Here is a 21,673-nt window from a genome sequence, read left to right on the forward strand (position 1 = left end):
ATGTTTTTCAATTAAAACCACAGGCAGTTATTATTAACTACCGCTCTAAGTATGCTATAACCCCTTCGAGTTTTAGACTTTAGCGCCGCTCACAAGTGGCTAAACTATATGAGGACATAGAACGCAACGTGGCAGACGTGGGAGTATACCAGCACTTAAAACACATTGCTACCGAGCGGTTGTTTTTTCCACAAGAAAATTACAAAAATTTATGCATTTATATAAAAAAAACAATAAGGCCACTTTAAAGAGTCGATACAGTCGTATTAGCGCTATGCTAAATGCTCTTTTGCTAAATACTCTAAAGACTGCATTTCCTGCAGGCGGCTAATGCAGCGCTTAAATTCAAAGTTAAGATTGCCTTGGGTATAAAGTTGCGTGATCGGTTTTTCAGCCGAAATAATTAATGTTACATGGCGTTCGTAAAACTCATCCACTAAAGCGATAAAGCGCCTAGCTGCATCATCATTATTTTGTCCAAGCTGTTTAACATTAGAAATAATAACAGTGTTATATAAACGGCTAATTTCCATGTAGTCGACTTGGCTACGTGCGGTTTCGCACAATTCGCTAAATTCAAACATCACTACACACTTGGCCACTTTGCGTGTGTTGATTAAGCGCCCTTCTATTTCTATGGGTTGAGCAAGCTCCCCCGCCTCTGGCGAGAGCTTATCAAAATATTCAAATAAGTTTTTATCGGCTTGCTCATCTAACGGGCTGTGAAATATTTCGGCTTGCTCAAGTGTACGCAAGCGATAATCAATACCAGAGTCTACATTTACTATTTCTGTGTTCGCTTTTACCAGTTCAATGGCCGGAATAAAACGCGCACGCTGTAAGCCGTTTTTATATAAATCATCAGGTACTATATTAGAGGTAGCGACTAATACTATATTGCGTGCAAATAATGCCTGCATTAAGCCGCCGAGTAACATGGCATCTGTAATATCTTGAACAAAGAATTCATCAAAACAGATAATATCGGTTTCGGCTTTAAATATGTCGGCAACAATTTCCAGTGGATTACTTTTATTATTTAGCTTTTTTAGTTCATCGTGAACCCGGTGCATAAAGCGATGAAAATGCACGCGCATTTTACGCTCACCTGGCAGCGCTTCGTAAAAGGTATCTACTAAATAGGTTTTCCCACGCCCTACACCGCCCCAAAAATAAAGCCCTTTGATAGGCTCTGGTTCGCTTTTATTAAACAGCTTTGCAAAAAAGCCTTGTTGCTGTGGTTTTTTACTTGTGAGGTCATCGTATAAACGTTGTAAATGGCGCACTGCATTTTCTTGTGCTTGGTCATGTACAAAGTCATCGCGCTTAAGATCTTGCTGGTAAGTTTGCCAAGGAGTCATATCTAATTACATTTTAAACACAGTTTAATTTGCACAACATATTAACACGCATCTTAACTCGGGGTATATTACCCACAGGATGATTTATATTTGAATCAGGCATTATTAGATATTTTTTCCCAAAGGGGTGAAGTTATGGGCACAGTTACGTGGGTAGGTTTAATTATTATTACTGCTGTAGTGGCATTTTTTGTTGGTGCATTCGTTACTAAAAAGCAATTTAAGCAAGATGAATTAAAAGAACAAGCCGAGCAAGCACAAAACGCGCTTGAGCAGTATCGCCAAGATGTGGCCGATCATTTAGCAAGCACAGGTAAGCTTGTGAATAAAATGAAAGAAAACTACGACCAACTACTCAGCCATGTTGAAGAAACCCATCAACTCTTACTTGATGATAAAAACAAAGCACCTAGCGAGCCGTTTTTCTCTAAAGAAACAACAGAGCAATTACAAGCATCTTTAAAAGAGCGCGAGGTTGACCGTTCATCTGCACAAGCACAACCTGCCGATTACGTCTCGGGTGAGTCTGGTTTATTTGCAGGGCAAAATGGCGATACAAAACCTGCAAAAGCCTCTTAACACACTGAGCACGCTAAAATGTTAGTGCTATCTTGAGGAACTTTTTTTTGACCCCATAGTCTTTAAATGTAACAGCTTTATATTTAAATTCGAAAAGGCTGCTTATGCAGCCTTTTTGCTTTTCCTGTGATGTGGAGTACACCCTGACTATGAAAATGAAATTATCACTTATTAGTGCTGCAATCTTATCTACAAGCTTATTACTAAGCCCAATGGCCTCTTATGCAAAACTGCCTATTGCAGTTAACGGCCAACAATTACCCACACTTGCGCCTATGCTTGAGCAAATTACCCCTGGCGTTGTGAGCATTCAGGTTTCTGGCTCAAAAGAAGTGCGCCGCCGTGCAGACCCGCTTGAATACTTTTTTGGAAACCCTCAACCACGTAGTCAAAAGCGCCAATTTAGCGGTTTAGGCTCAGGGGTTATTATTGATGCCGACGAAGGCTATGTAGTAACAAATAACCACGTAATTCAAGATGCCGAAAAAATGGTGGTAACGCTAGAAGACGGCCGTGAATTTGAAGCCACCAAAATTGGTACCGATAAAGAGTCTGATATTGCGCTATTACAAATAGATGCAGATGACTTAACCGAAGTTAAACTGGCAAATTCAGATAAATTGCGTGTCGGCGACTTTGCAGTAGCAATTGGTAACCCATTTGGTTTAAGCCATACAGTAACCTCGGGCATTGTAAGTGCATTAGGGCGTAGTGGTTTAAATATTGAAGGCTACGAAGACTTTATTCAAACAGATGCGGCTATTAACCAAGGTAACTCAGGAGGCGCTTTAGTTAACCTAAATGGTGAACTCATTGGTATTAATACTGCTATTTTAGGTGCCTCGGGTGGAAATGTTGGTATTGGCTTTGCCATTCCATCAAATATGATGAAAAACTTAGTTGACCAAATTATTGAACATGGCGAAGTTCGCCGTGGCTCACTGGGTATTTCTGGCCGCCCACTTGATGCAGGCCTTGCAAAAGCACAGCAACTTGACGTTAAACAAGGTGCTTACGTTATGCAAGTAATGGATGATACCGCAGCAAGCAAAGCAGGTATTAAAGCCGGCGATGTTATTATTAGTATTAATGGCAGCGATATTAGTGGCTTCCACGAGCTGCGTAGTAAAATAGCAACGTTAGGTGAAGGACGCGAAGTTAAATTAGGTATTTACCGCGATGGCAAAGTAAAAACCATTAAAGTAACGCTTGATGGTGCATCGGGTGTAACCGCCGCAGGCGATGAACTGCATCCTGCATTTCAAGGTGCGACGCTTGAAAACGTGCAAAAAAATGGCACTAAAGGTATTGAAGTCGCCACAGTAGATCCGCGCTCTCCTTCTGCACGTGTTGGCCTTGAAGAAGGTGATGTGATTGTACAAGTTAACCGCAAACGTGTAGAAAACATTCGTCAAATGAACAAAATTATCGAAGATACCCAAGGTAATATTGTACTTGGCGTTAAACGTGGCAGAGAGTCTATCTTTGTACTTATCCAATAAGTAACACGTTATAAATAAGCAATAAAAATAACAGCAGCACTTGCCGCTGTTATTTTTTTTGTGCCATCATAAAGAATTGCTCACTAACAATAAGAATCTCGTGCTGAAATTACTAAAATTTGTACTTCCCCCTTTGTTTGTCGGTTTAGGTATCGCTTTTTTAGTGGTTTTTTTCAGCCCTAATATGCGCGCCTCTTTACTCCCTAATGTTCCCTTGCCCAGTGCTATGAGCTCGAATCACCTTAGTTTTGCTGACGCGGTTAAACGTGCTGCACCGTCGGTAGTAACTATTTTTTCAGAAAGCATTTCTAAAGAGCCTCGCTATAAGCAACAAAACACCGTTCAAGAGCTTGGCTCTGGCGTAATTATGGCGCAAGACGGCTACATATTAACTAACTACCACGTTATAAATAATGCAGATCAAATCTTGGTTATATTAACCGATGGCCGACGCTTTTTTGATGTGCAGTTAATTGGCTTTGACACCATTACCGATTTAGCCTTATTAAAAATTAACGCCGACCACCTGCCGGTGATCCCCGTAAACGATAATTACACCACCAGTGTAGGTGATGTAGTGCTGGCCATTGGTAACCCACTCAATTTAGGGCAAACCATCACCCAAGGTATAATTAGTGCCACCGGTAAACAAAAAATTACCGATAGCCCTTATAACAACTTACTGCAAATGGATGCAGCTATAAATGTAGGTAACTCTGGCGGTGCTTTGGTTAATTCAAATGGTGATTTAGTGGGGATCACGTCTGCGCAGTTTAAAACTCGTGAAAATCTTAATATCCAAGGAATCTTTTTTGCTGTTCCCTATTCGCTCGCCAAAGAAGTAATGGCAAAGCTAATACGCCATGGCCGTGTAGTACGTGGCTATTTAGGCTTTGAAGGCACTGCGGTTGATAGCACGGGCAAAGAGGTAAACGACAGCCTTACTGAGGTTGCTGGTATGCGCATCACCAATTTAGACCCATTAGGCCCTGCATGGCAAGCTGGCATTGAAGAGCAAGACATCGTTATTAAAATTGCAGGGTTAAGTGTCGCCAACCCGCAAAAAGTACTCGAAAAAATAGGCAATACACAGCCCGGTAAAGAAATAGAATTTGAGCTGTACCGAAACGGTAAAGTAGAAAAAATAATGGTTACAGTTGCAGAGCTCGAAACTAAACTCTAACCAAAATGGCAATAAAAAGGTCGGATAGCAATACGCGTATCCGACCTTTTTTTATGTCTAAAGTAAACTGTGTTTAACTCAGCGCGCTTAATTTAGGAGCAAGTGTGCTCTCACCTCAAAGCGAATAAATATTATTGCGAATGGGTATTAGCTACTTCTGCGCTTAATATTGGCACCTAAGCCACTGAGTTTATCTTCAATGCGTTGATAGCCTCGGTCTACGTGGTAAATACGATCGACTACCGTTTCACCTTGCGCCACAATACCGGTTAAAATTAAGCTTGCAGAGGCGCGTAAATCGGTTGCCATTACTTGTGCGCCACTTAAACTTTGCGTTTCACCACAAATAGCGGTGTGCCCTTCTAAACGAATATTAGCGCCCATGCGTTGTAACTCTGGTACGTGCATAAAGCGGTTTTCAAAAATGGTTTCGGTAATTGTTGCACTACCATTAGCCACTACATTTAACGCGGTGAACTGCGCTTGCATGTCGGTTGGAAAACCAGGGTGTGGCATGGTTTTAATATTAACGGCTTTGAGCTCACGATTACGCATATCTAAATAAATGCTGTCATCGTTTACTTCAACTAATGCATTCGCGGCACGTAATTTTTCAATAACAGGCTCAAGTGAATGAAAATCTGTTTTTTTACAAAGTACTTCACCTGCAGCCATCGCTGCTGCAACTAAAAAAGTGCCCGTTTCAATGCGGTCAGGTAAAATGCTGTGCTCACAGCCGCCTAAACGCTCTACGCCGTCAATTTCTATACGGCTTGTACCTGCACCAGTAATTTTTGCACCCATAGCAATTAGGCAATTGGCAAGGTCAATAATTTCGGGCTCGCGTGCTGCGTTTTCAAGCACCGTTTTACCATCGGCAAGTGCTGCGGCCATTAGTAAGTTTTCGGTTGCGCCAACACTGACCATTTCCATGAAAATTTCAGCGCCTTTAAGGCGACCTTCTACCTTTGCATTGATATAACCGTTTTCAACGTTTATTTGTGCGCCCATGCGCTCTAAACCTTGAATATGTATATCAACCGGACGTGCACCTATAGCACAGCCACCAGGTAGCGATACCTGTGCCTCACCAAAACGCGCTACTAAAGGCCCTAGTGCCAAAACAGAGGCACGCATTTGCTTAACTAAATCATAAGGAGCAAGCGTTTTATTAACGGTTGCGCCATCGATATACAGTGTATCGCCTTGCCAATTTACAGTTGCGCCTAAGGTGCTTAAAAGCGCCTCAGTGGTCACAATATCGCGAAGACGAGGAACATTCGTAAATGTACTTTTACCATCGGCAAGCAGTGCGGCAAACAAAATTGGTAATGCGGCATTTTTAGCGCCAGAAATAGTTACTTCACCCGCAAGTGAAGTGCCACCTTGAATTACAAACTGATCCATTAAGAGGCCTTAACTATTGAGGTAAAATAAATTTTTGTTCACGCTTCCACTCAGTTGGCGTAAATGCACGAATTGATACAGCGTGAATTGTACCGTCTGAAATAGTATTCATTAATGGGCCATAAACTAGCTGTTGCTTTTTAACGCGGCTTAAACCGTCAAAGCACTCACCTACTGCAATTACTTCATAATGGCTACCATTGGCTTTTACTTTTACTTCAGATAATTGAAGTTCGTCGCGTAATAATGTTTCGACTTGGCTAGTTTCCATAACTCTCACTCAAATAAAGTTGTTACCTGACCCAACTGCATTAAATTTTGCAATTGCTCAGGTGGATTTTGCAATTCAAGGCGTGTGCCCTGTTGCTTAAATTCAGCAAAAGAGTGAATTAACCAAGCTAAGCCCGCTGTGTCAACCCTCATTACCTCACAAAGGTCAAAATAGATGGTTTTATGCTTACTTAATGACTTGGCGTTCAGAAGCTGTTCATTGCCAATTGAGCTGCGGGTAAGTTCACCACTTACCCTATAGTGCTGCTCATCTACTTGACTAATTGCCAATTTAGTCATTGCTGTTGTTGCCTCTAAATTGCACAGGTAACTGGCTCTTTTGCTCTAGTAATTTACTTACGTGTGCAATACCTTGCTGGCGTAAAATACCTTGTAGCTCACTTTGTTTTGCATCGAGTAAGCTAATTCCTTCTGCAATCATATCGTATGCGCGCCACTCGCCGCTGCGATCTTCACGCACTTTAAAATCAATTTTTATGTCAGGCTTGCCATCTTCTGTAATTTTAGTTTTTACTACAACTACATCTTTGCCTTTAAATGGTTGCTCTGCGCCAAATTCTACATGTTGGTCAGTGTATTGAGTAAATACCCCCGCGTAAGTAGCAACTAAATAGCCTCTAAACGCGCCAATAAATTCTTGGATGTCTTTAATTGCTTCGGCTTTTTCGGCTTTATCGGTAATTGCACGCACTTTAGACACTTCACTACCCAACACACGAAGTGCTGCATATTTGTAGTCTATGTAAGGCATCAGCTCTTCTTCTACAATAACACGAAGGTGCTCTTTATCTTTAGTGATAAGCGGTTGATCTTTTTTAATGCGCTCAAATGTATGCTCTGCTACCTGACGCACCATTTTGTTAGGATCTGTCAGTTTAACTTCGGCTGCGCTAACACTTTGCACAGCTAGGGTTGCACCAAGTGCAATAACGGCTAAAAACTGTTTCAACATAATAATTACTCACTACCTTGGTTGAATAAAAACTGCCCAATTAACTCTTCTAAAACAAGTGCAGACTTAGTATCTGTGATTGAATCACCATCACCTAACGCTTTGCTCTCTACGCCAAATAACTCATCGATTGCTTGATCTTGTGCGTTTTCGGTCACTGTTTCACCTAAACAGCGCTGCTCTGCTGCATTAGGAGAAATAACAGGGTGAATACCTAAGTACTGCTCCCCTAAAATACCCGATGTTAAAATTGAGATTGAGCTAGTGTCTGAAAAACGACATAAATACTGTGCATCTATCGTCATATTTACCACAGGCAAAAACTCCTGTGGGTGTACATAAATAGATTCAACACGGCCAATCACTACACCGCCTACTTTTACCGGTGCACGCGCTTTAAGTGAGCCGATATTTTCAAACTTTGCATTTAGCGTGTAGGTTTCGCCCGACCCGCTAATACCCGAATTAGCCACTTTAAGTGCTAACATTGCAAACGCTAAAATGCCTAATGCGACAAAAAAGCCAACTAAAATCTCTAATTTCCGTGAATTCATTATCTATACCCTATTAGCTGGTAAACATTACCGCTGTCAAAATAAAGTCAAACCCTAATACTGCCAGTGATGAGTGAACGACTGTTTCTGTTGTTGCTTTACTGATCCCTTCTGAGGTTGGGATACAGTCGTAGCCCTTATAAAGCGCAATCCAGGTCACTACCATGGCAAATACAAAACTTTTTATCATGCCGTTTAATACATCTTCTTGAAACGATACTTGCGATTGCATTATCGACCAAAAGCTGCCGGTATCTACGCCTAACCAATCAACCCCAACTAAATGAGCACCGATAATGGCAACCGCAGAAAAAATAAGTGCAAGCAATGGCATACTAATAAAACCTGCCCAAAAGCGCGGTGCAATAATGCGCTTGAGAGGGTCTATAGCCATCATTTCTAGTGAAGAGAGTTGCTCAGTGGCTTTCATTAAGCCTATTTCTGCCGTTAGCGCACTTCCAGCGCGCCCAGCAAATAATAGCGCTGTAACCACAGGGCCTAGTTCGCGTAATAAACTAAGCGCAACTAATGGGCCTAGGCTGTCTTCGGCGCCATAGCCAACCAATACAGTGTAACCTTGCAGCGCAAGCACCATACCAATAAACAAACCCGACACCATAATAATTAATAATGATTGCGAACCAACCATATAAAGTTGGCGCACTAACAGCGGTGTGCCTTTTTTAAAGTTAGGTACATTCCACAATGCATTAAAAAGCATGTTGGCAGAGCGCCCTAATGCAGCAAAACGCCCCAGCGTTTTATGACCTAACTTTTGAAATAAATCCAACATTAAGCGTTTTCTCCTAACAGCTCATCAGCATACGTTTGTGCAGGATAATGAAATGGCACTGGCCCATCCGATAACCCTTTTAAAAACTGCTGTACTAATGGAGATTCATGATTACGCATTTCATCCGGAGTCCCAGCCCCTATTACGCCTTGATCGGCAATAATAATAACGTGATCGGCAATACTCATTACCTCCGTCACATCGTGGGTTACAATAAGGGATGATAAACCTAGCACTTCATTTAGCGACTTAATAAGCTTTACCAATACGCCCATAGATATTGGGTCTTGGCCGGCAAAAGGCTCATCATACATAATAAGTTCTGGGTCCAGTGCAATAGCACGTGCAAGTGCTGCTCGTCTGGCCATACCGCCAGAAAGCTCAGAAGGCATTAAATCTTTAGCACCGCGTAAACCCACCGCTTGCAGTTTCATTAATACGACTAGTTTAATTAACGCTTCACTTAACTTGGTGTGCTCTCGCAGAGGAAATGCAATGTTGTCAAATACCGACATATCAGTAAATAACGCACCGCTTTGAAACAGCATGCTCATTTTGGTTCGTGCCGCATATAACTCTTTGCGCGACATACTAGGAATACTGCCACCTTCGAATAAAATATCGCCGGCGTCAGGCTTAAGCTGCCCACCAATTAAGCGTAGCATTGTGGTTTTGCCAATTCCGCTTGGCCCCATAATCGCTGTTATCTTACCTTTAGGAACACTAAAACTCATATTTTTATATATGGTTCTATCGCCTCGCGAAAAGCTAACATCCTTGACTTCTACTATTGATTGCGACAAGTCGCTCTCCGTAACAATGTTCACTCGTGCTCCTATTTTAAGGGTTTTTTAGCCAAGATGGAAAAAACAATTCGTAAGATTTTGTAATACGCCTACAAAAAGCGCTCTAAGGCTGAAGTAAATTGCCTTAACCTTTGCTTAAGCGCATAAAATTCACGCACTGCAATAGTAGACCCTGCTCTTTTGCTTATACTTTCATGTTGGCTTTTGTTACTATTCGCGCCATCTGTATTTTGAACATCTGGCTTAACATAATGGTTACCTCGTTTGTTATTTTAATTCTTGGTTTTGCTGCACTTGTGTGGAGCGCCGACCGATTTGTATACGGTGCGGCAGCGCTTGCTAAAAACTTTGGAGTCCCTACTTTAATTGTTGGCTTAACGGTTGTTGCTATGGGGTCTTCGGCCCCTGAAATGATGGTATCGGCCTCGGCTGCTTTGGCAAATAAAACCGACACAGCGGTTGGTAACGCGGTAGGTTCAAATATAACAAACATCTTACTTGTGTTAGGTATTACTGCGCTGCTACGCCCTTTGAGTGTGTCATCAAGCACTTTAAAACGCGAAATGCCGCTTGTTATGCTGGTATCCTTGGCTACGTGGTATGTATTTTCAGACAACTACTTCTCACTCACCGAAGGGGTGGCATTGCTAGTTGCATTTGCTGTGTTTATTGGCGGCTTGATTGTGGTTTCTTTGCGCGCCAAAAATCAAGATGATCCTTTTGTTTCAGAAGCCTGCGATGAGGTTCCTAACGATGTACCAACTAAAAAAGCCGTTTTATGGCTAATTGTCGGCATGGTTTTATTGCCTGTTAGCTCACACTTTTTAGTTGGTTCAGCAGTCGATATTGCTAAATACTTTGGTTTAAGCGACTTAGTTATTGGCTTAACCATTATCGCCATTGGCACAAGCTTGCCTGAACTTGCAGCTTCTGTAGCGGGTGTACTTAAAAACGAAGATGATTTAGCCCTAGGTAATATTGTGGGCTCAAATATATTTAATATTTTAGCGGTATTACCGCTTGCAGGTATTATTAACCCATCAGTGGTTGACCCGTCACTTGCAAACCGCGACATACTTATTATGTTAGGTGCTACGCTTGCGCTTATTATTATGTCATTGAACTTTAGAGGTTCTCAGCGTATCAATAGAGTAGAAGGTGGCCTATTACTCATCGCATTTTTGGCGTACCAAGGTTATATTTTTAGTCAAGTAGGGTAACAATGGCACAACTAAATTTTATAGAGCAAGGTTTACGCGTATTAAACATTGAACGCCAAGCGCTTGCTGATATTACACAATATGTTGACGAAAACTTTCATAGTGCGTGTCAGCTCATGTTTGATTGCCAAGGTCGCATTATTGTTATTGGCATGGGTAAATCAGGCCATATTGGTAATAAAATTGCTGCTACCCTTGCAAGTACAGGCAGCCCTGCTTTTTTTGTTCACCCAGGCGAAGCAAGCCATGGTGATTTAGGCATGATAACCAAAAATGACGTGGTTATGCTTATATCAAACTCGGGCGAAACCAGCGAAGTACTTAATATTATTCCGGTGCTTAAACGCCTTGGCGCAAAAATAATATCGATGACAGGCAACCCGCTTTCTACTATGGCAACACTTGCTGATGTGCACGTATGTATAAAAGTAGAACAAGAAGCCTGTTTATTAGGTTTAGCGCCTACAGCAAGCACCACTGCCACTTTAGCGATGGGTGATGCAATGGCAGTTGCGCTTTTAGAAGCACGCGGCTTTACCGCCGATGACTTTGCACTCTCTCACCCTGGCGGCAGTTTAGGTAAGCGATTGTTGCTCACTTTAAAAGATGTAATGCACAGCGGCACAAACACCCCTATCATAGGTGTAACGCAAACAATTAAAGACGCGTTAATAGAAATGTCAGCCAAAGGGCTGGGCATGACCGCTATTGTAGATAACAATCAACAGCTTGCCGGCCTTTTTACCGACGGTGACTTACGCCGTATTTTAGAGCAAAGAGTTGATATACATAGCACCGCTATTAGCCAGGTTATGACTAAGTCGTGCACAACTGCCATGGCCGATATACTTGCAGCTGAAGCCCTAAACATAATGGAAAACAAACGTATTAATGGTTTAATTGTGGTCAATGATAAAAACCAGCCAATAGGCGCCTTAAATATGCAAGACCTCTTAAAAGCAGGAGTATTATAAATGCAATTTGAAGATCTCTATCAACCGCTAAGCGATGATGCCAAAGCACGCGCCAAAAAAGTAAAACTACTCATATGCGATATTGATGGTGTATTTTCTGATGGCCGAATTTACCTCGGTAACCAAGGCGAAGAATTAAAAGCATTTAATACAAAAGATGGTTTTGGCATTAAAGCGCTGATCAATAGCGGTTTTGAAGTTGCGGTCATTACGGGGCGTCACTCAAAGATAGTGCAAACTCGCATGAGCAGCTTAACCGTGCAGCACATTTATCAAGGCCAAGAAGACAAACTTATTGCTTATCAAGAACTCAAAAACACTTTAAAGTTAACTGATGAACAAATAGCCTACATTGGCGACGATGGCCCTGACATGCCAGTAATGGAGCGCGTTGGCTTTGCCGTTGCAGTAAACGATGCGCACCCGCTTATTAAGCGCTTATCGCATTACACTACGCAAATGCCTGGCGGCTTTGGCGCCGTTAGAGAGCTCACAGATTTACTTATGCTAGAGAACGGCATAGCGCTTACAACACAAGGCACCAGTTCATGAATGCAGCACGCGTTATACTCAGTGCGTTATTCATCGGCTGTATGGTTTGGCTTTGGTACCCTTATTTTACCCAAACCAATGTAGCGCCAGAGCAAGAACCTGAAGTAATTGCAAAGCCCGATTACACCGCTATAGAGCTTAAGCAAACAGCCTATGACGAGCAAGGCAAAATAAGCCATAAAGTCACTGCGGCTAAAATGGAGCTGTACCAACAGCTTGGTTTTACATTTTTTGAAAAACCTATTTTCACCTTGTATAACGAAAAGCAAACATGGCGAATAAATGCAGACGAAGCAACGCTTTACGAAGATAAACAACTTATTTTAGAAGGCAATGTGGTTGCTAAAAATTTAGTTGATAACGCCATGATAGATAACATCAATGCCGATAACATCGAAGTCGACATTAAAGCGCTAACAATGCGCTCTGAGCAGCCAGTGGTTGTCACTGGGCCTAATTTAAAAATTGTAGGTAAAGGCCTTGAAGCCGATTTAAAAACCGAAGTAATAAAACTAATTAACCATACGCGAACAATATATTATGACCAATAAACTCACTAAAATACTTATTATCCCATCGCTAATGCTTGCATTTAGCGCCTCTGCTGCTGAGCCTGCCGCTCAACCGCCAGCAAATCAAATTTCTATTAGTGCAGACCGTCAAGAAGGCCAACTTAAAGAAAACGTAGGTATTTTTGAAAAGAACGTCGAAATTGTGCATGGTAATCGCAAAATTACAGCCGACCGACTCGAAGTACATAAACGTGAAGACTTAGGGGATAACAAACAACTCCTTATTGCCACTGGCAGCCCAGCCTACTTCGAAGAAAAACAAGACGACGGTACCGTAATGAGTGCCAGCGCAAACGAAGTACGTTACGACGTAGCAAAGCGCTTTTTAACGCTTGTTGGCGATGCTGAAGTCGCACAAGCCGGTCAAAAAATTAATGCTAAAAGTATTACCTACGACATGCAGCAGCAGCTTATTAGCGCAGAAAAAGACGAAAACTCTACGGATCGTGTCCATACAATTTTAGTGCCTGTTGAAGCAAAAATTAAAGAAAAAACAGGTAACGAAGGTCAACCATGAGCACCTTAAAAGCAGAACTATTAGCAAAAAGCTATAAAGGCCGCCAAGTTGTAAAAAATGTAGGCCTTGAAGTGGAAGCCGGCAGCATTGTTGGCTTATTGGGCCCTAATGGCGCAGGTAAAACCACCACCTTTTACATGATTGTAGGGTTAGTACCTAGCGACAAAGGTAAAATTTCTATTGATGATAACGACATTACGTTATTACCTATGCACAGCCGCGCCCGCTTAGGCATTGGCTATTTGCCGCAAGAGTCATCAATATTTAGAAAGCTGACAGTTTATCAAAACTTAATGGCTATTTTAGAAACGCGTAAAGAGCTCAATAAAGCCGCACGAGAAGAAACGCTTAACAACTTACTTGATGAATTTAGTATTCAGCATATTCGCGATAGCCAAGGTATGGCGCTTTCTGGTGGTGAACGCCGCCGTGTAGAAATTGCCAGAGCACTGGCAGCAAACCCTAAATTTATTTTATTGGATGAGCCTTTTGCTGGTGTTGATCCGATTTCAGTGTTAGATATAAAGAAAATAATAGAGCATCTTAAAAACCGTGGCATTGGCGTATTAATTACCGATCACAATGTAAGAGAAACCCTTGATGTTTGTGAAAAAGCCTACATTGTTTCTCATGGGGAGCTAATTGCATCTGGCACCCCAGAACACGTATTAAATGACAAAACTGTACGCGATGTTTATTTAGGCGAGCAATTTAGGCTGTAACATTTAAGCCACACCTACAAGCATCTGCTAATATTAATTATAACAACATAAAAGGATTGTTAGAGATACATGAGGCAATCATTACAGCTGCGCATGGGCCAGCAACTTACAATGACTCCACAATTGCAACAAGCGATTCGCTTGCTGCAGCTCAGTACATTGGATCTCCAGCAAGAAATACAAGAAGCACTTGATAGCAACCCGCTATTAGAAGTAGAAGAGCAAGATTACACGGAAGAGTCGGCTGGAAAAAATGAACAAAAAGCAGATACGGATGATGTAACCGTAAGCGCATCGGCTGACGATACAACCAGCGAGTACGAGCAAGACAGTGGCGAAGCTTTAAATAAAGACACCGTTAGCGATGATATGGCAATGGATGTAACCTGGGATGAGTACATGAGCGCAGCCCCTGCTGCATCCTCAGGCCCAATGCCGGAAGATGAGTCTATTTATCAAGGTGCCTCTACTGAAACGCTACATGAGTATTTAATGTGGCAGCTTCAGCTTACTCCTTTTAGCCCAACTGACGAAGCCATTGCTATTGCCATTGTAGAAGCTGTAGATGACTCGGGTATTTTAACGCTAAGTTGCGAAGAAATTTTAGAGAGCTTTAACCAAGAAAACGATGACGAAGTTGAAGTTGAACTTGACGAAATAGAAGCCGTTTTAAAGCGTATTCAGTTATTTGACCCTGTAGGTATAGCCGCGCGCAGTTTACAAGAGTGCTTGTGTATTCAGCTAAACCAGTTTGATAAAGACACCCCTTTTATAGAACAAACTAAAATGATCTTAACCGATCACATTGATCTATTAGCGGCACGCGACTATCGTACATTAATGAAAAAGACTAAGCTTAAAGAAGACGAGCTTAAAGAGGTCATGACCCTAATACATACCCTCAACCCAAAACCAGCAGATACAATAGTAAGGGAAGAGTCTGAGTATGTAATACCGGATGTGTCGGTTAAAAAAATAAAAGGCCGCTGGGTGGTAGAGCTAAACCCAGATAGCATGCCAAAAATACGCGTAAATAGTCAGTACGCGGCTATGTCACGTACCGTAAAATCAAGTGGTGATAGCCAATTTATTCGCTCTCACTTACAAGAAGCTAAATGGTTTATAAAAAGCCTTGAAAGCAGAAACGACACGCTGCTTAAGGTAACTAACTGTATTGTAAAACAGCAACAGGCATTTTTTGAACATGGCCCCGAAGCCATGAAGCCAATGGTTTTAAACGATGTTGCTGAAATGGTAGAAATGCATGAATCGACAATTTCGCGTGTTACTACGCAAAAATATATGCATACGCCACGTGGTATTTTTGAGCTTAAGTATTTTTTCTCAAGCCACGTAAGCACTGAAAACGGCGGAGAGTGTTCATCAACCGCAATACGTGCCCTAATTAAAAAGCTAATTGCCGCGGAAAACTCAGCTAAACCATTGAGTGATAGTAAAATTGCGGATATATTGGCAGAGCAAGGAATTAAAGTAGCTAGACGCACAATAGCAAAATACCGTGAATCGCTAGCTATTCCACCGTCAAATCAGAGAAAGAGTTTGATATAAGACGTAAAAAACAAAGAGGAAATGCTTATGCAACTAAACCTAACTGGTCGTCACGTAGAAGTAACTGATTCACTTAGAGACTATGTAAATAATAAATTTGCAAAGCTAGAAAGGCACTCAGATCATATTAGCAATGTGCATGTCATTCTCGATGTAGAAAAACTCAACCAAAAAGCAGAAGCGACTATTCATGTAAGTGGCGCAGATTTATTTGCCTCAACAGAGCACCAAGATATGTATGCCGCTATAGACTCGTTGATTGACAAGCTCGATCGTCAAGTCATAAAACATAAAGAGAAGCTTGCTAGACACTAATATTATGAAATTAAGTACATTAGTATGCCAGGACTGCAGCAAAGCTGCGGTCCTTTTTAGTAGTAAAAAAAGAATTTTAGAGTTTATCAGTGAGCTTGCTCATGAAAAGCTCCCCTACTTACCACAACAAGATATTCTTAATGCGCTGGCAAGTAGAGAAAAGCTAGGCAGTACTGGTATTGGCCGGGGTATCGCCATTCCTCATGGCAGAATGGGTGGCGTAGAAGAGCCGCTGGCTTTAGTACTTGTTAGCGACACGCCTGTTAACTTTGACGCTATTGATAACTGCCCTGTTGATATTTTTGTTGCACTCATCGTACCAGATGGCGATAACCAACAGCACCTAAAGACTCTGGCAACCATAGCTGATAAACTGAGCAACAAAGAATTTTGTAAACAGCTGCGCAGTGCTAAAACCGATGCAGAGCTGTATCAAGTAATTGTTGATCAATCGTAGTAAATACTAAGGGCTATAAATGGAGTTAATTATCATAAGCGGCCGTTCTGGTTCAGGTAAGTCGGTTGCTTTACGCGTGGTTGAAGATTTAGGCTATTATTGCGTAGATAATATTCCGGTCAACTTACTGCCCTCTTTAGTGCGAAGTGTTTCAGATAACTATGACAAAATAGCCGTTAGTATAGATGTTCGTAATATCCCCAAAGAACAAGACGAATTTAACGATATTCTCGAGTACCTTCCTGACTTTGCTAAACCCACACTGTTTTATTTAGATAGTGATGATCAAACACTGATCAAACGTTTTTCAGAAACACGCAGATTACACCCTTTATCCATCGATTCGCTGCCGCTTGATTTAGCAATAAAAAAAGAAAAAGAACTGCTTGATGTACTCGTAACACGCGCTGACTTTATGCTTGATACCACCGATTTAAGTGTGCACCAATTAGCAGAGTCAATTCGCGAAAAAATACTGGGTAAAAAAGATAAGCAACTTATTGTAACGTTTGAATCGTTTGGCTTTAAACACGGCATACCTAAAGAAGCTGATTATGTTTTTGATGCTCGCTTTTTGCCAAACCCTCACTGGGAGCCTGAACTTAAACCGCTTACGGGCCTTGATCAACCAGTAAAAGATTTTTTGGCAAATCACAGCATAGTGCAAAAATTCACTTGGCAAATTCAAACCTTTGTACAAACTTGGTTGCCACACTTAGAGCGTAATAACCGTAGTTACCTCACTATTGCAATAGGCTGTACTGGTGGTCAACACCGCTCGGTTTATTTAGCGCAAGCCATTGGCGAGAGCTTTGCTATGACGCATCCGAATGTCAAAATTCGTCATCGTGAGCAAGAAAAGTAACCTTAAAATAATAACCTGTTCAGTTTAGGTATAGTAATTTATGCGCTGTGAAGACACATTTTTAATAAAAAATAAATTAGGCTTACACGCCAGAGCGGCAACGGTCCTTGCGCAATTAGCTGTGCAGTTTGATGCTAAAATCACCTTACACCAAGATGATAAAGAAGCCGCAGGCGACAGCGTATTAGCTTTAATGCTACTTGAAAGCAGTAAAGGTAAAGAAGTTAAAGTAGTCTGTGAAGGCCCTGATTCAGAGCAAGCTTTGCATGCGGTTGGGCAATTAATTGCACAACGATTTAACGAGCAAGAATAATTTAAAGCACCATAGCCTTATAAGTTAAAGACTTATCTGGCCAAATTATAAAGATTTAGTAAATTAGGGTATTCCGACTCGCCTAATTTAGTGCTTTAATTTAGGATAATAAAGCCATGCCCCTGCTAAATTTGGTTACTTAATTTTAAACACTAATTTAGTCCCAGCATTGGGTTTAGCACAAAAAATAAAGAAAATAACAGTGGGCAACTCCACTTACTAAACACCTTTCCATTACACAAAAATATTTAGGATGCCAATGCCAGAAGCGTTTGAACAAGACTATCCACTACAGCAACTAAAACAAGTGACTAAATCACTTAATAGTGGGCAATTTGTTCAAGTAAGACGCATGCTAGCAAAAACAGCACCTTGTGATACAGCACTGCTGCTTGAATCCTCTCCGCATAAAATTAGACGCATGCTTTGGCAACTGGTTGACCCAGATGTGCAAGGGGATGTGCTAGAAGAGCTCTCTGAAGATGTACGTTTAGGTATCATTGCACAAATGGAACCTGAGCATATTGCCGCGGCCACTGAAGATATGGGCCACGATGATTTAGGTGAAGTCCTACGTAGCCTACCTGACACCGTGTACAAAGATGTGGTTAGCGCTATGGATACGCAAGACCGCGAACGCGCTACACAAGCTTTATCTTACCAAGAGCGCTCAGCAGGCGCGCTAATGAACACCGATACGGTGACCATTCGCCCAGACGTTACTCTTGATGTTGTGCTGCGTTATATTAGGCTACGCGGTGAGCTGCCAGAGGGCACCGATGATTTATACGTTGTTGATAAACATAACTGTTTTTTAGGTGCATTATCACTTAGTACACTGTTAACTAATCCGCCTGAAAAAATTGTTCAAGATTTAATGGATGAAGACTGTGAGTCTATCCCTATTTCGATGGATGAAAGTGAAGTTGCTCAGTTATTTGAGCGCCATAACTGGATATCGGCCCCTGTAGTCGATGATAACGCCCACTTGCTTGGGCGTGTCACTATTGATGATATTGTTGATGTTATTCGTGAAGATGCAGAGCACAGCTTATTAAGCCTTGCCGGTCTTGATGATGAAGAAGACACCTTTGCACCTGTTTTAAAAAGCTCAAAAAAACGCTCAGTATGGCTTGGCGTTAACTTACTCACAGCCTTAGCAGCCGCCTTTGTGGCCAGCTTTTTTGAAAGCACCTTAGATATATTACCTATTTTAGCTGTACTCAATGGCATTGTGCCCTCAATGGGTGGTGTAGCAGGTAGCCAATCTTTAACTCTGGTTATTCGCGGTATTGCCGTGGGCCATATTAACCAAACTAACCAACGATTTTTAATGGCTAAAGAGCTGGCGATAGGCGCATTAAACGGGGTTATTTGGTCAATACTTATAGCCAGTGTAATTGCGCTTTGGCAATGGGATTTTATGCTTGGCGGCGTACTCGCATTTGCGATGTTTATGAACCTCGTAGTGGCTGGTGTTGCTGGCGCATGTATTCCTATTTTATTGAAAAAAATGAATATAGACCCTGCACTTGCCGGTAGTGTTGTACTTACAACAGTAACTGATATTGTCGGTATTTTTGCCTTTTTAGGCACCGCAACGTGGCTACTTATTTAGCAACCTGAGCTCAGGTTAAGTAGCCACTACACACTAAAACATATAATTAAATTGGTGAGCCCGGTGGCATTGGTAAACCACTGAAGTTTTCAGGCCACTTACCTACTTTTAAAAACTGTTTTATTTGCTCTGCTAAATACTGTTTAAACGCGCTTTCTCCTACACTGGTATTACTTAACATTGAGTTTTGATTGTACTCTTTACTTAATTTTACCAAGTAGAAACGTAGCTGCGCCTGCACCTCTGGGCTTACCTTGTCACTAGTGACTAAATCAGCCATATTTTTTGCAGTTAAAAACTGCACCCGCTGGGTGATTTTGCCTTTCATTGTATTAGGTGATGACACATTAAACACTTGGCTGTAAAGCTGCTCTAACAACTCATCTAAGCTGTAAAAATTATAATTACGTACTTGTTGTTGAGCTAAACGATTTAAACGCTGTGGGTTTAATAATAACGATAAACTATGCTGCGCAGCTACTTCTGGCAAGGCCATCGCATCAAGTGTTATACCCGTACGCCCTGTTATGCTTTCACGCGATTTAGACTCGCCATATGCTTTTGGCGGAATAAGCGCTAACACCGACTCAGGCAAAATTAAATTAGCCGGTTTTAATGTTGTTAAAATAGCACTAAGCGCCGCTTGCTGCTGCGCTTTTGCAACCACTTGTGCGCCCTTAGCAGGTGAGCCGTTACGTGTTTCGTATTCGTAGTTAACCCCCGCAATTAGCTTAACTGCAGCCTCTACTTGATAGCGATGAAATAAATAAAGCGGCACGAGTTTTTCTTCTAACTGCGAGAGTGCATCGCCCGTTTTAATGTTGTTAATGCCAAATTGCGAAAGCGCTTTTTTACGTACATCAAGCACTCTAAGTAACTCTTGCGCTGGGTTAGTACCGTTATCCCATAAGTGCGCTGTAGGGTGTGCCCCGCCCTTAGCGCGTGCGTCGCTATCAGATATAAACTCAAGGCCCTTCGTTTTGTTCTCTTTTAATATTGCTGCAAGCTCAGCGCTTTCATCTTGATTAGTGAAGTCGCTGTAACCATACTTAATAACTTGGGTATCCCATACGCCCATACCGCTTGCATAGCCGCGGGTTACATCAAGCTCGCCTTGCTCGTTAAAGCTAAGTAGTGGGTGTGGGTAATCCATAACCGACGCTCTATCCCCCACCGAGGCTGCAAAGTTATGTGCAATGCCCAGCGTATGGCCAATTTCGTGTGCACTTAACTGGCGAATCCTATCAAGTGCCATTGCCTGTAAATTTTTAGCCACCTCGTTACCTTTTAAATAAGGCGCTCCAAGGGATTCTGCAATTAAAATATCTTGGCGTACACGCAATGAACCAAGTGTTACATGCCCTTTGAGTATTTCCCCGGTACGAGGGTCTATAACAGAGCTTCCGTAAGACCATCCGCGTGTAGCACGATGCACCCACTGAATAACGTTATAGCGAATATCCATAGGATCAGCATTGCTCGGCAATACTTTAACTATAAATGCGTTTTTATAGCCTGCTGCGCTAAAGGCATCATTCCACCACTTACCGCCTTCAAGTAACGCGCTTTTAACCGGCTCAGGAACGCCAGGGTCTAGGTAATAAGTAATAGGCTCTACGGGTTCACTAATCGGTAAACTTGGATCTTTTTTAGCTAAGCGATGACGCGGTATATAGCGCACAAACATAGATTCACCAAGGGGGGCTGCGTAGTCTTTATGCTCAATGCTCCAATACCCTGATTGCGGGTCAAATTTGCGCGGCGTGTATTTATCATCAGGTAATTTAATAAGTGAGTGGTGCATATGTACAGTAAGTGCGTATGCATCGGCACTTACTTGGCGCACAAATTTACCTGGTTTAGTGCCCTTAAACGTTAATACTGCTTCAAGCTCGGTATTTTTTACAAACGCTTTTGAGCGATTCATATACACAGCGCTGCGTGCTTCATCAAGGCTAAAGCTGCCTTGCTTGCGCGCTGCAAGCGTACGGCTTACCCCGTGTACATCGCTTAATAAATAAGGTGTGTAATCAATCAGGAGCGTTTTTTCGCTTTGCGCTACCACTTTAAAGCCCGCTAAAATACTGGATGCAAAGGCCTCTTTAATACTTTGCTGCTCAGCTTTGTTAGTGGTATTAGCGCGATAATATGTATTTAGCGCACGCAACATTACTTTATCGCCAAAACGCTCAAACTGAACTAAATGCGTGTTACCAAGTTGGCCTCTATCTAAGCCTATATCGTTAGAGCCAACTCCATAGGGTAAGCTTTGCTGAAGCAAAAATTGCTGCTCTAATTTATCTACTTTTAAAAACACTTTGCCGTTTTGAGTATCGTAATAAAACGAAAAGTACCCAGGAAAGTGATTCATTTGCGCAGTAAATTCATCTATAGGCTTAATTGCTGCGTGCGCTTGGGTTATCATAGAGCACAGCACAGTAAAGAATATGTAACTTATTAGTGGTATTTTTTTCATAATCTTATCTTTGTTATTGGCGTTTTAAGTACGATTAGGTGGCACCATTATTACAGTGCTATTTAAACAATACAG

General features: G+C 41.8%; 24 protein-coding genes and 1 pseudogene. 15 read left to right on the top strand and 10 right to left on the bottom strand.

The window, feature by feature from the left end:
* Positions 1 to 272: 272 nt before the first annotated feature.
* Together zapE and B4F91_RS19445 are read right to left on the bottom strand one after the other, a co-directional pair.
* Complete coding sequence (zapE, locus tag B4F91_RS13035; RefSeq protein WP_286939028.1) at positions 273 to 1,361, bottom strand: cell division protein ZapE; 1,089 nt, start codon at positions 1,359 to 1,361, stop codon at positions 273 to 275.
* 95 nt (positions 1,362 to 1,456) lie between these two features.
* A pseudogene (locus B4F91_RS19445) lies at positions 1,457 to 1,585 on the bottom strand (hypothetical protein); the annotation flags it as partial.
* On the opposite strand from B4F91_RS19445, the gene B4F91_RS13040 reads away from it, so the two are divergent.
* The 3 genes from B4F91_RS13040 to B4F91_RS13050 all read left to right on the top strand — a co-directional run bounded on the left by B4F91_RS13040 (position 1,530) and on the right by B4F91_RS13050 (position 4,625).
* Complete coding sequence (locus B4F91_RS13040) at positions 1,530 to 1,940, top strand: YhcB family protein (RefSeq protein ID WP_414704611.1); 411 nt, start codon at positions 1,530 to 1,532, stop codon at positions 1,938 to 1,940. The pseudogene B4F91_RS19445 and the gene B4F91_RS13040 sit on opposite strands and share 56 nt — an antisense overlap.
* A 149-nt stretch (positions 1,941 to 2,089) precedes the next feature.
* The gene (locus B4F91_RS13045) at positions 2,090 to 3,442 is read left to right on the top strand and encodes a Do family serine endopeptidase (RefSeq protein ID WP_286939030.1); all 1,353 of its coding nucleotides are present in this window, start codon (positions 2,090 to 2,092) and stop codon (positions 3,440 to 3,442) included.
* Between the two features lie 100 nt (positions 3,443 to 3,542).
* On the top strand, positions 3,543 to 4,625 hold the full coding sequence (locus B4F91_RS13050; RefSeq protein ID WP_264390548.1) for a trypsin-like peptidase domain-containing protein: 1,083 nt from the start codon (positions 3,543 to 3,545) through the stop codon (positions 4,623 to 4,625).
* A gap of 147 nt (positions 4,626 to 4,772) precedes the next feature.
* On the opposite strand, the gene murA is transcribed toward B4F91_RS13050, so the two are convergent.
* The 7 genes from murA to B4F91_RS13085 are packed head-to-tail and all read right to left on the bottom strand — an operon-like array spanning position 4,773 to position 9,425.
* Positions 4,773 to 6,032 (bottom strand): UDP-N-acetylglucosamine 1-carboxyvinyltransferase, encoded by a 1,260-nt coding sequence (murA, locus tag B4F91_RS13055; RefSeq protein ID WP_004589098.1) that lies wholly within the window; start codon positions 6,030 to 6,032, stop codon positions 4,773 to 4,775.
* A gap of 13 nt (positions 6,033 to 6,045) precedes the next feature.
* Positions 6,046 to 6,303 (bottom strand): BolA family protein, encoded by a 258-nt coding sequence (locus tag B4F91_RS13060; RefSeq protein ID WP_004589097.1) that lies wholly within the window; start codon positions 6,301 to 6,303, stop codon positions 6,046 to 6,048.
* Positions 6,304 to 6,308: 5 nt separating this feature from the next.
* Positions 6,309 to 6,602 carry an STAS domain-containing protein gene (locus tag B4F91_RS13065; RefSeq protein ID WP_024033329.1) on the bottom strand — a complete coding sequence of 98 codons (294 nt, stop codon included), beginning with the start codon at positions 6,600 to 6,602 and terminating at the stop codon, positions 6,309 to 6,311.
* Entirely contained in the window at positions 6,595 to 7,275 is a 681-nt protein-coding gene (locus tag B4F91_RS13070; RefSeq protein ID WP_286939032.1) for an MlaC/ttg2D family ABC transporter substrate-binding protein, read from the bottom strand. The genes B4F91_RS13065 and B4F91_RS13070 overlap by 8 nt, the downstream gene beginning before the upstream one ends.
* Positions 7,276 to 7,280: 5 nt before the next feature.
* The gene (mlaD, locus tag B4F91_RS13075; RefSeq protein WP_004589094.1) at positions 7,281 to 7,829 is read right to left on the bottom strand and encodes an outer membrane lipid asymmetry maintenance protein MlaD; all 549 of its coding nucleotides are present in this window, start codon (positions 7,827 to 7,829) and stop codon (positions 7,281 to 7,283) included.
* Positions 7,830 to 7,842: 13 nt separating this feature from the next.
* Positions 7,843 to 8,622, bottom strand: a complete 780-nt coding sequence (gene mlaE / locus B4F91_RS13080; RefSeq protein WP_024033330.1) for a lipid asymmetry maintenance ABC transporter permease subunit MlaE — start codon at positions 8,620 to 8,622, stop codon at positions 7,843 to 7,845.
* Complete coding sequence (locus B4F91_RS13085) at positions 8,622 to 9,425, bottom strand: ATP-binding cassette domain-containing protein (protein WP_004589092.1); 804 nt, start codon at positions 9,423 to 9,425, stop codon at positions 8,622 to 8,624. Before B4F91_RS13085 ends, mlaE begins: the two co-directional genes overlap by 1 nt.
* Before the next feature lie 254 nt (positions 9,426 to 9,679).
* Here B4F91_RS13085 and B4F91_RS13090 point away from each other — a divergent pair, with 254 nt between their 5' ends.
* From B4F91_RS13090 to mgtE, 12 genes are all read left to right on the top strand, one after another.
* Entirely contained in the window at positions 9,680 to 10,648 is a 969-nt protein-coding gene (locus tag B4F91_RS13090) for a calcium/sodium antiporter (protein WP_004589091.1), read from the top strand.
* 2 nt (positions 10,649 to 10,650) lie between these two features.
* Positions 10,651 to 11,622, top strand: coding sequence for a KpsF/GutQ family sugar-phosphate isomerase (locus tag B4F91_RS13095; protein WP_286939034.1), 972 nt, complete (start codon positions 10,651 to 10,653; stop codon positions 11,620 to 11,622).
* Complete coding sequence (kdsC, locus tag B4F91_RS13100; RefSeq protein WP_054982306.1) at positions 11,623 to 12,174, top strand: 3-deoxy-manno-octulosonate-8-phosphatase KdsC; 552 nt, start codon at positions 11,623 to 11,625, stop codon at positions 12,172 to 12,174.
* Positions 12,171 to 12,725 carry an LPS export ABC transporter periplasmic protein LptC gene (gene lptC, locus B4F91_RS13105; protein ID WP_004589088.1) on the top strand — a complete coding sequence of 185 codons (555 nt, stop codon included), beginning with the start codon at positions 12,171 to 12,173 and terminating at the stop codon, positions 12,723 to 12,725. Before kdsC ends, lptC begins: the two co-directional genes overlap by 4 nt.
* Complete coding sequence (gene lptA / locus B4F91_RS13110; RefSeq protein ID WP_004589087.1) at positions 12,715 to 13,263, top strand: lipopolysaccharide transport periplasmic protein LptA; 549 nt, start codon at positions 12,715 to 12,717, stop codon at positions 13,261 to 13,263. Before lptC ends, lptA begins: the two co-directional genes overlap by 11 nt.
* Entirely contained in the window at positions 13,260 to 13,985 is a 726-nt protein-coding gene (gene lptB / locus B4F91_RS13115; protein ID WP_004589086.1) for an LPS export ABC transporter ATP-binding protein, read from the top strand. Before lptA ends, lptB begins: the two co-directional genes overlap by 4 nt.
* A 69-nt stretch (positions 13,986 to 14,054) precedes the next feature.
* On the top strand, positions 14,055 to 15,554 hold the full coding sequence (locus B4F91_RS13120) for an RNA polymerase factor sigma-54 (protein ID WP_004589085.1): 1,500 nt from the start codon (positions 14,055 to 14,057) through the stop codon (positions 15,552 to 15,554).
* 27 nt (positions 15,555 to 15,581) lie between these two features.
* The gene (gene hpf / locus B4F91_RS13125; protein ID WP_004589084.1) at positions 15,582 to 15,869 is read left to right on the top strand and encodes a ribosome hibernation promoting factor; all 288 of its coding nucleotides are present in this window, start codon (positions 15,582 to 15,584) and stop codon (positions 15,867 to 15,869) included.
* A 4-nt stretch (positions 15,870 to 15,873) separates the two neighbouring features.
* On the top strand, positions 15,874 to 16,326 hold the full coding sequence (locus B4F91_RS13130; protein ID WP_004589083.1) for a PTS sugar transporter subunit IIA: 453 nt from the start codon (positions 15,874 to 15,876) through the stop codon (positions 16,324 to 16,326).
* A gap of 19 nt (positions 16,327 to 16,345) precedes the next feature.
* On the top strand, positions 16,346 to 17,191 hold the full coding sequence (rapZ, locus tag B4F91_RS13135; protein ID WP_004589082.1) for an RNase adapter RapZ: 846 nt from the start codon (positions 16,346 to 16,348) through the stop codon (positions 17,189 to 17,191).
* Between the two features lie 40 nt (positions 17,192 to 17,231).
* The gene (locus B4F91_RS13140) at positions 17,232 to 17,504 is read left to right on the top strand and encodes an HPr family phosphocarrier protein (RefSeq protein WP_004589081.1); all 273 of its coding nucleotides are present in this window, start codon (positions 17,232 to 17,234) and stop codon (positions 17,502 to 17,504) included.
* A 259-nt stretch (positions 17,505 to 17,763) separates the two neighbouring features.
* Positions 17,764 to 19,122: a magnesium transporter gene (gene mgtE / locus B4F91_RS13145; RefSeq protein ID WP_004589080.1), complete on the top strand. Its 1,359-nt coding sequence runs from the start codon at positions 17,764 to 17,766 to the stop codon at positions 19,120 to 19,122.
* Positions 19,123 to 19,168: 46 nt separating this feature from the next.
* Here the strand turns inward: mgtE and B4F91_RS13150 are convergent, their stop codons facing one another.
* Positions 19,169 to 21,598, bottom strand: coding sequence for a zinc-dependent metalloprotease (locus B4F91_RS13150; RefSeq protein WP_286939036.1), 2,430 nt, complete (start codon positions 21,596 to 21,598; stop codon positions 19,169 to 19,171).
* Positions 21,599 to 21,673 lie beyond the last annotated feature (75 nt).

The organism is Pseudoalteromonas sp. UBA6610 (assembly GCF_002433295.1).
GTDB classification, from domain to species: Bacteria; Pseudomonadota; Gammaproteobacteria; order Enterobacterales; family Alteromonadaceae; genus Pseudoalteromonas; species Pseudoalteromonas atlantica.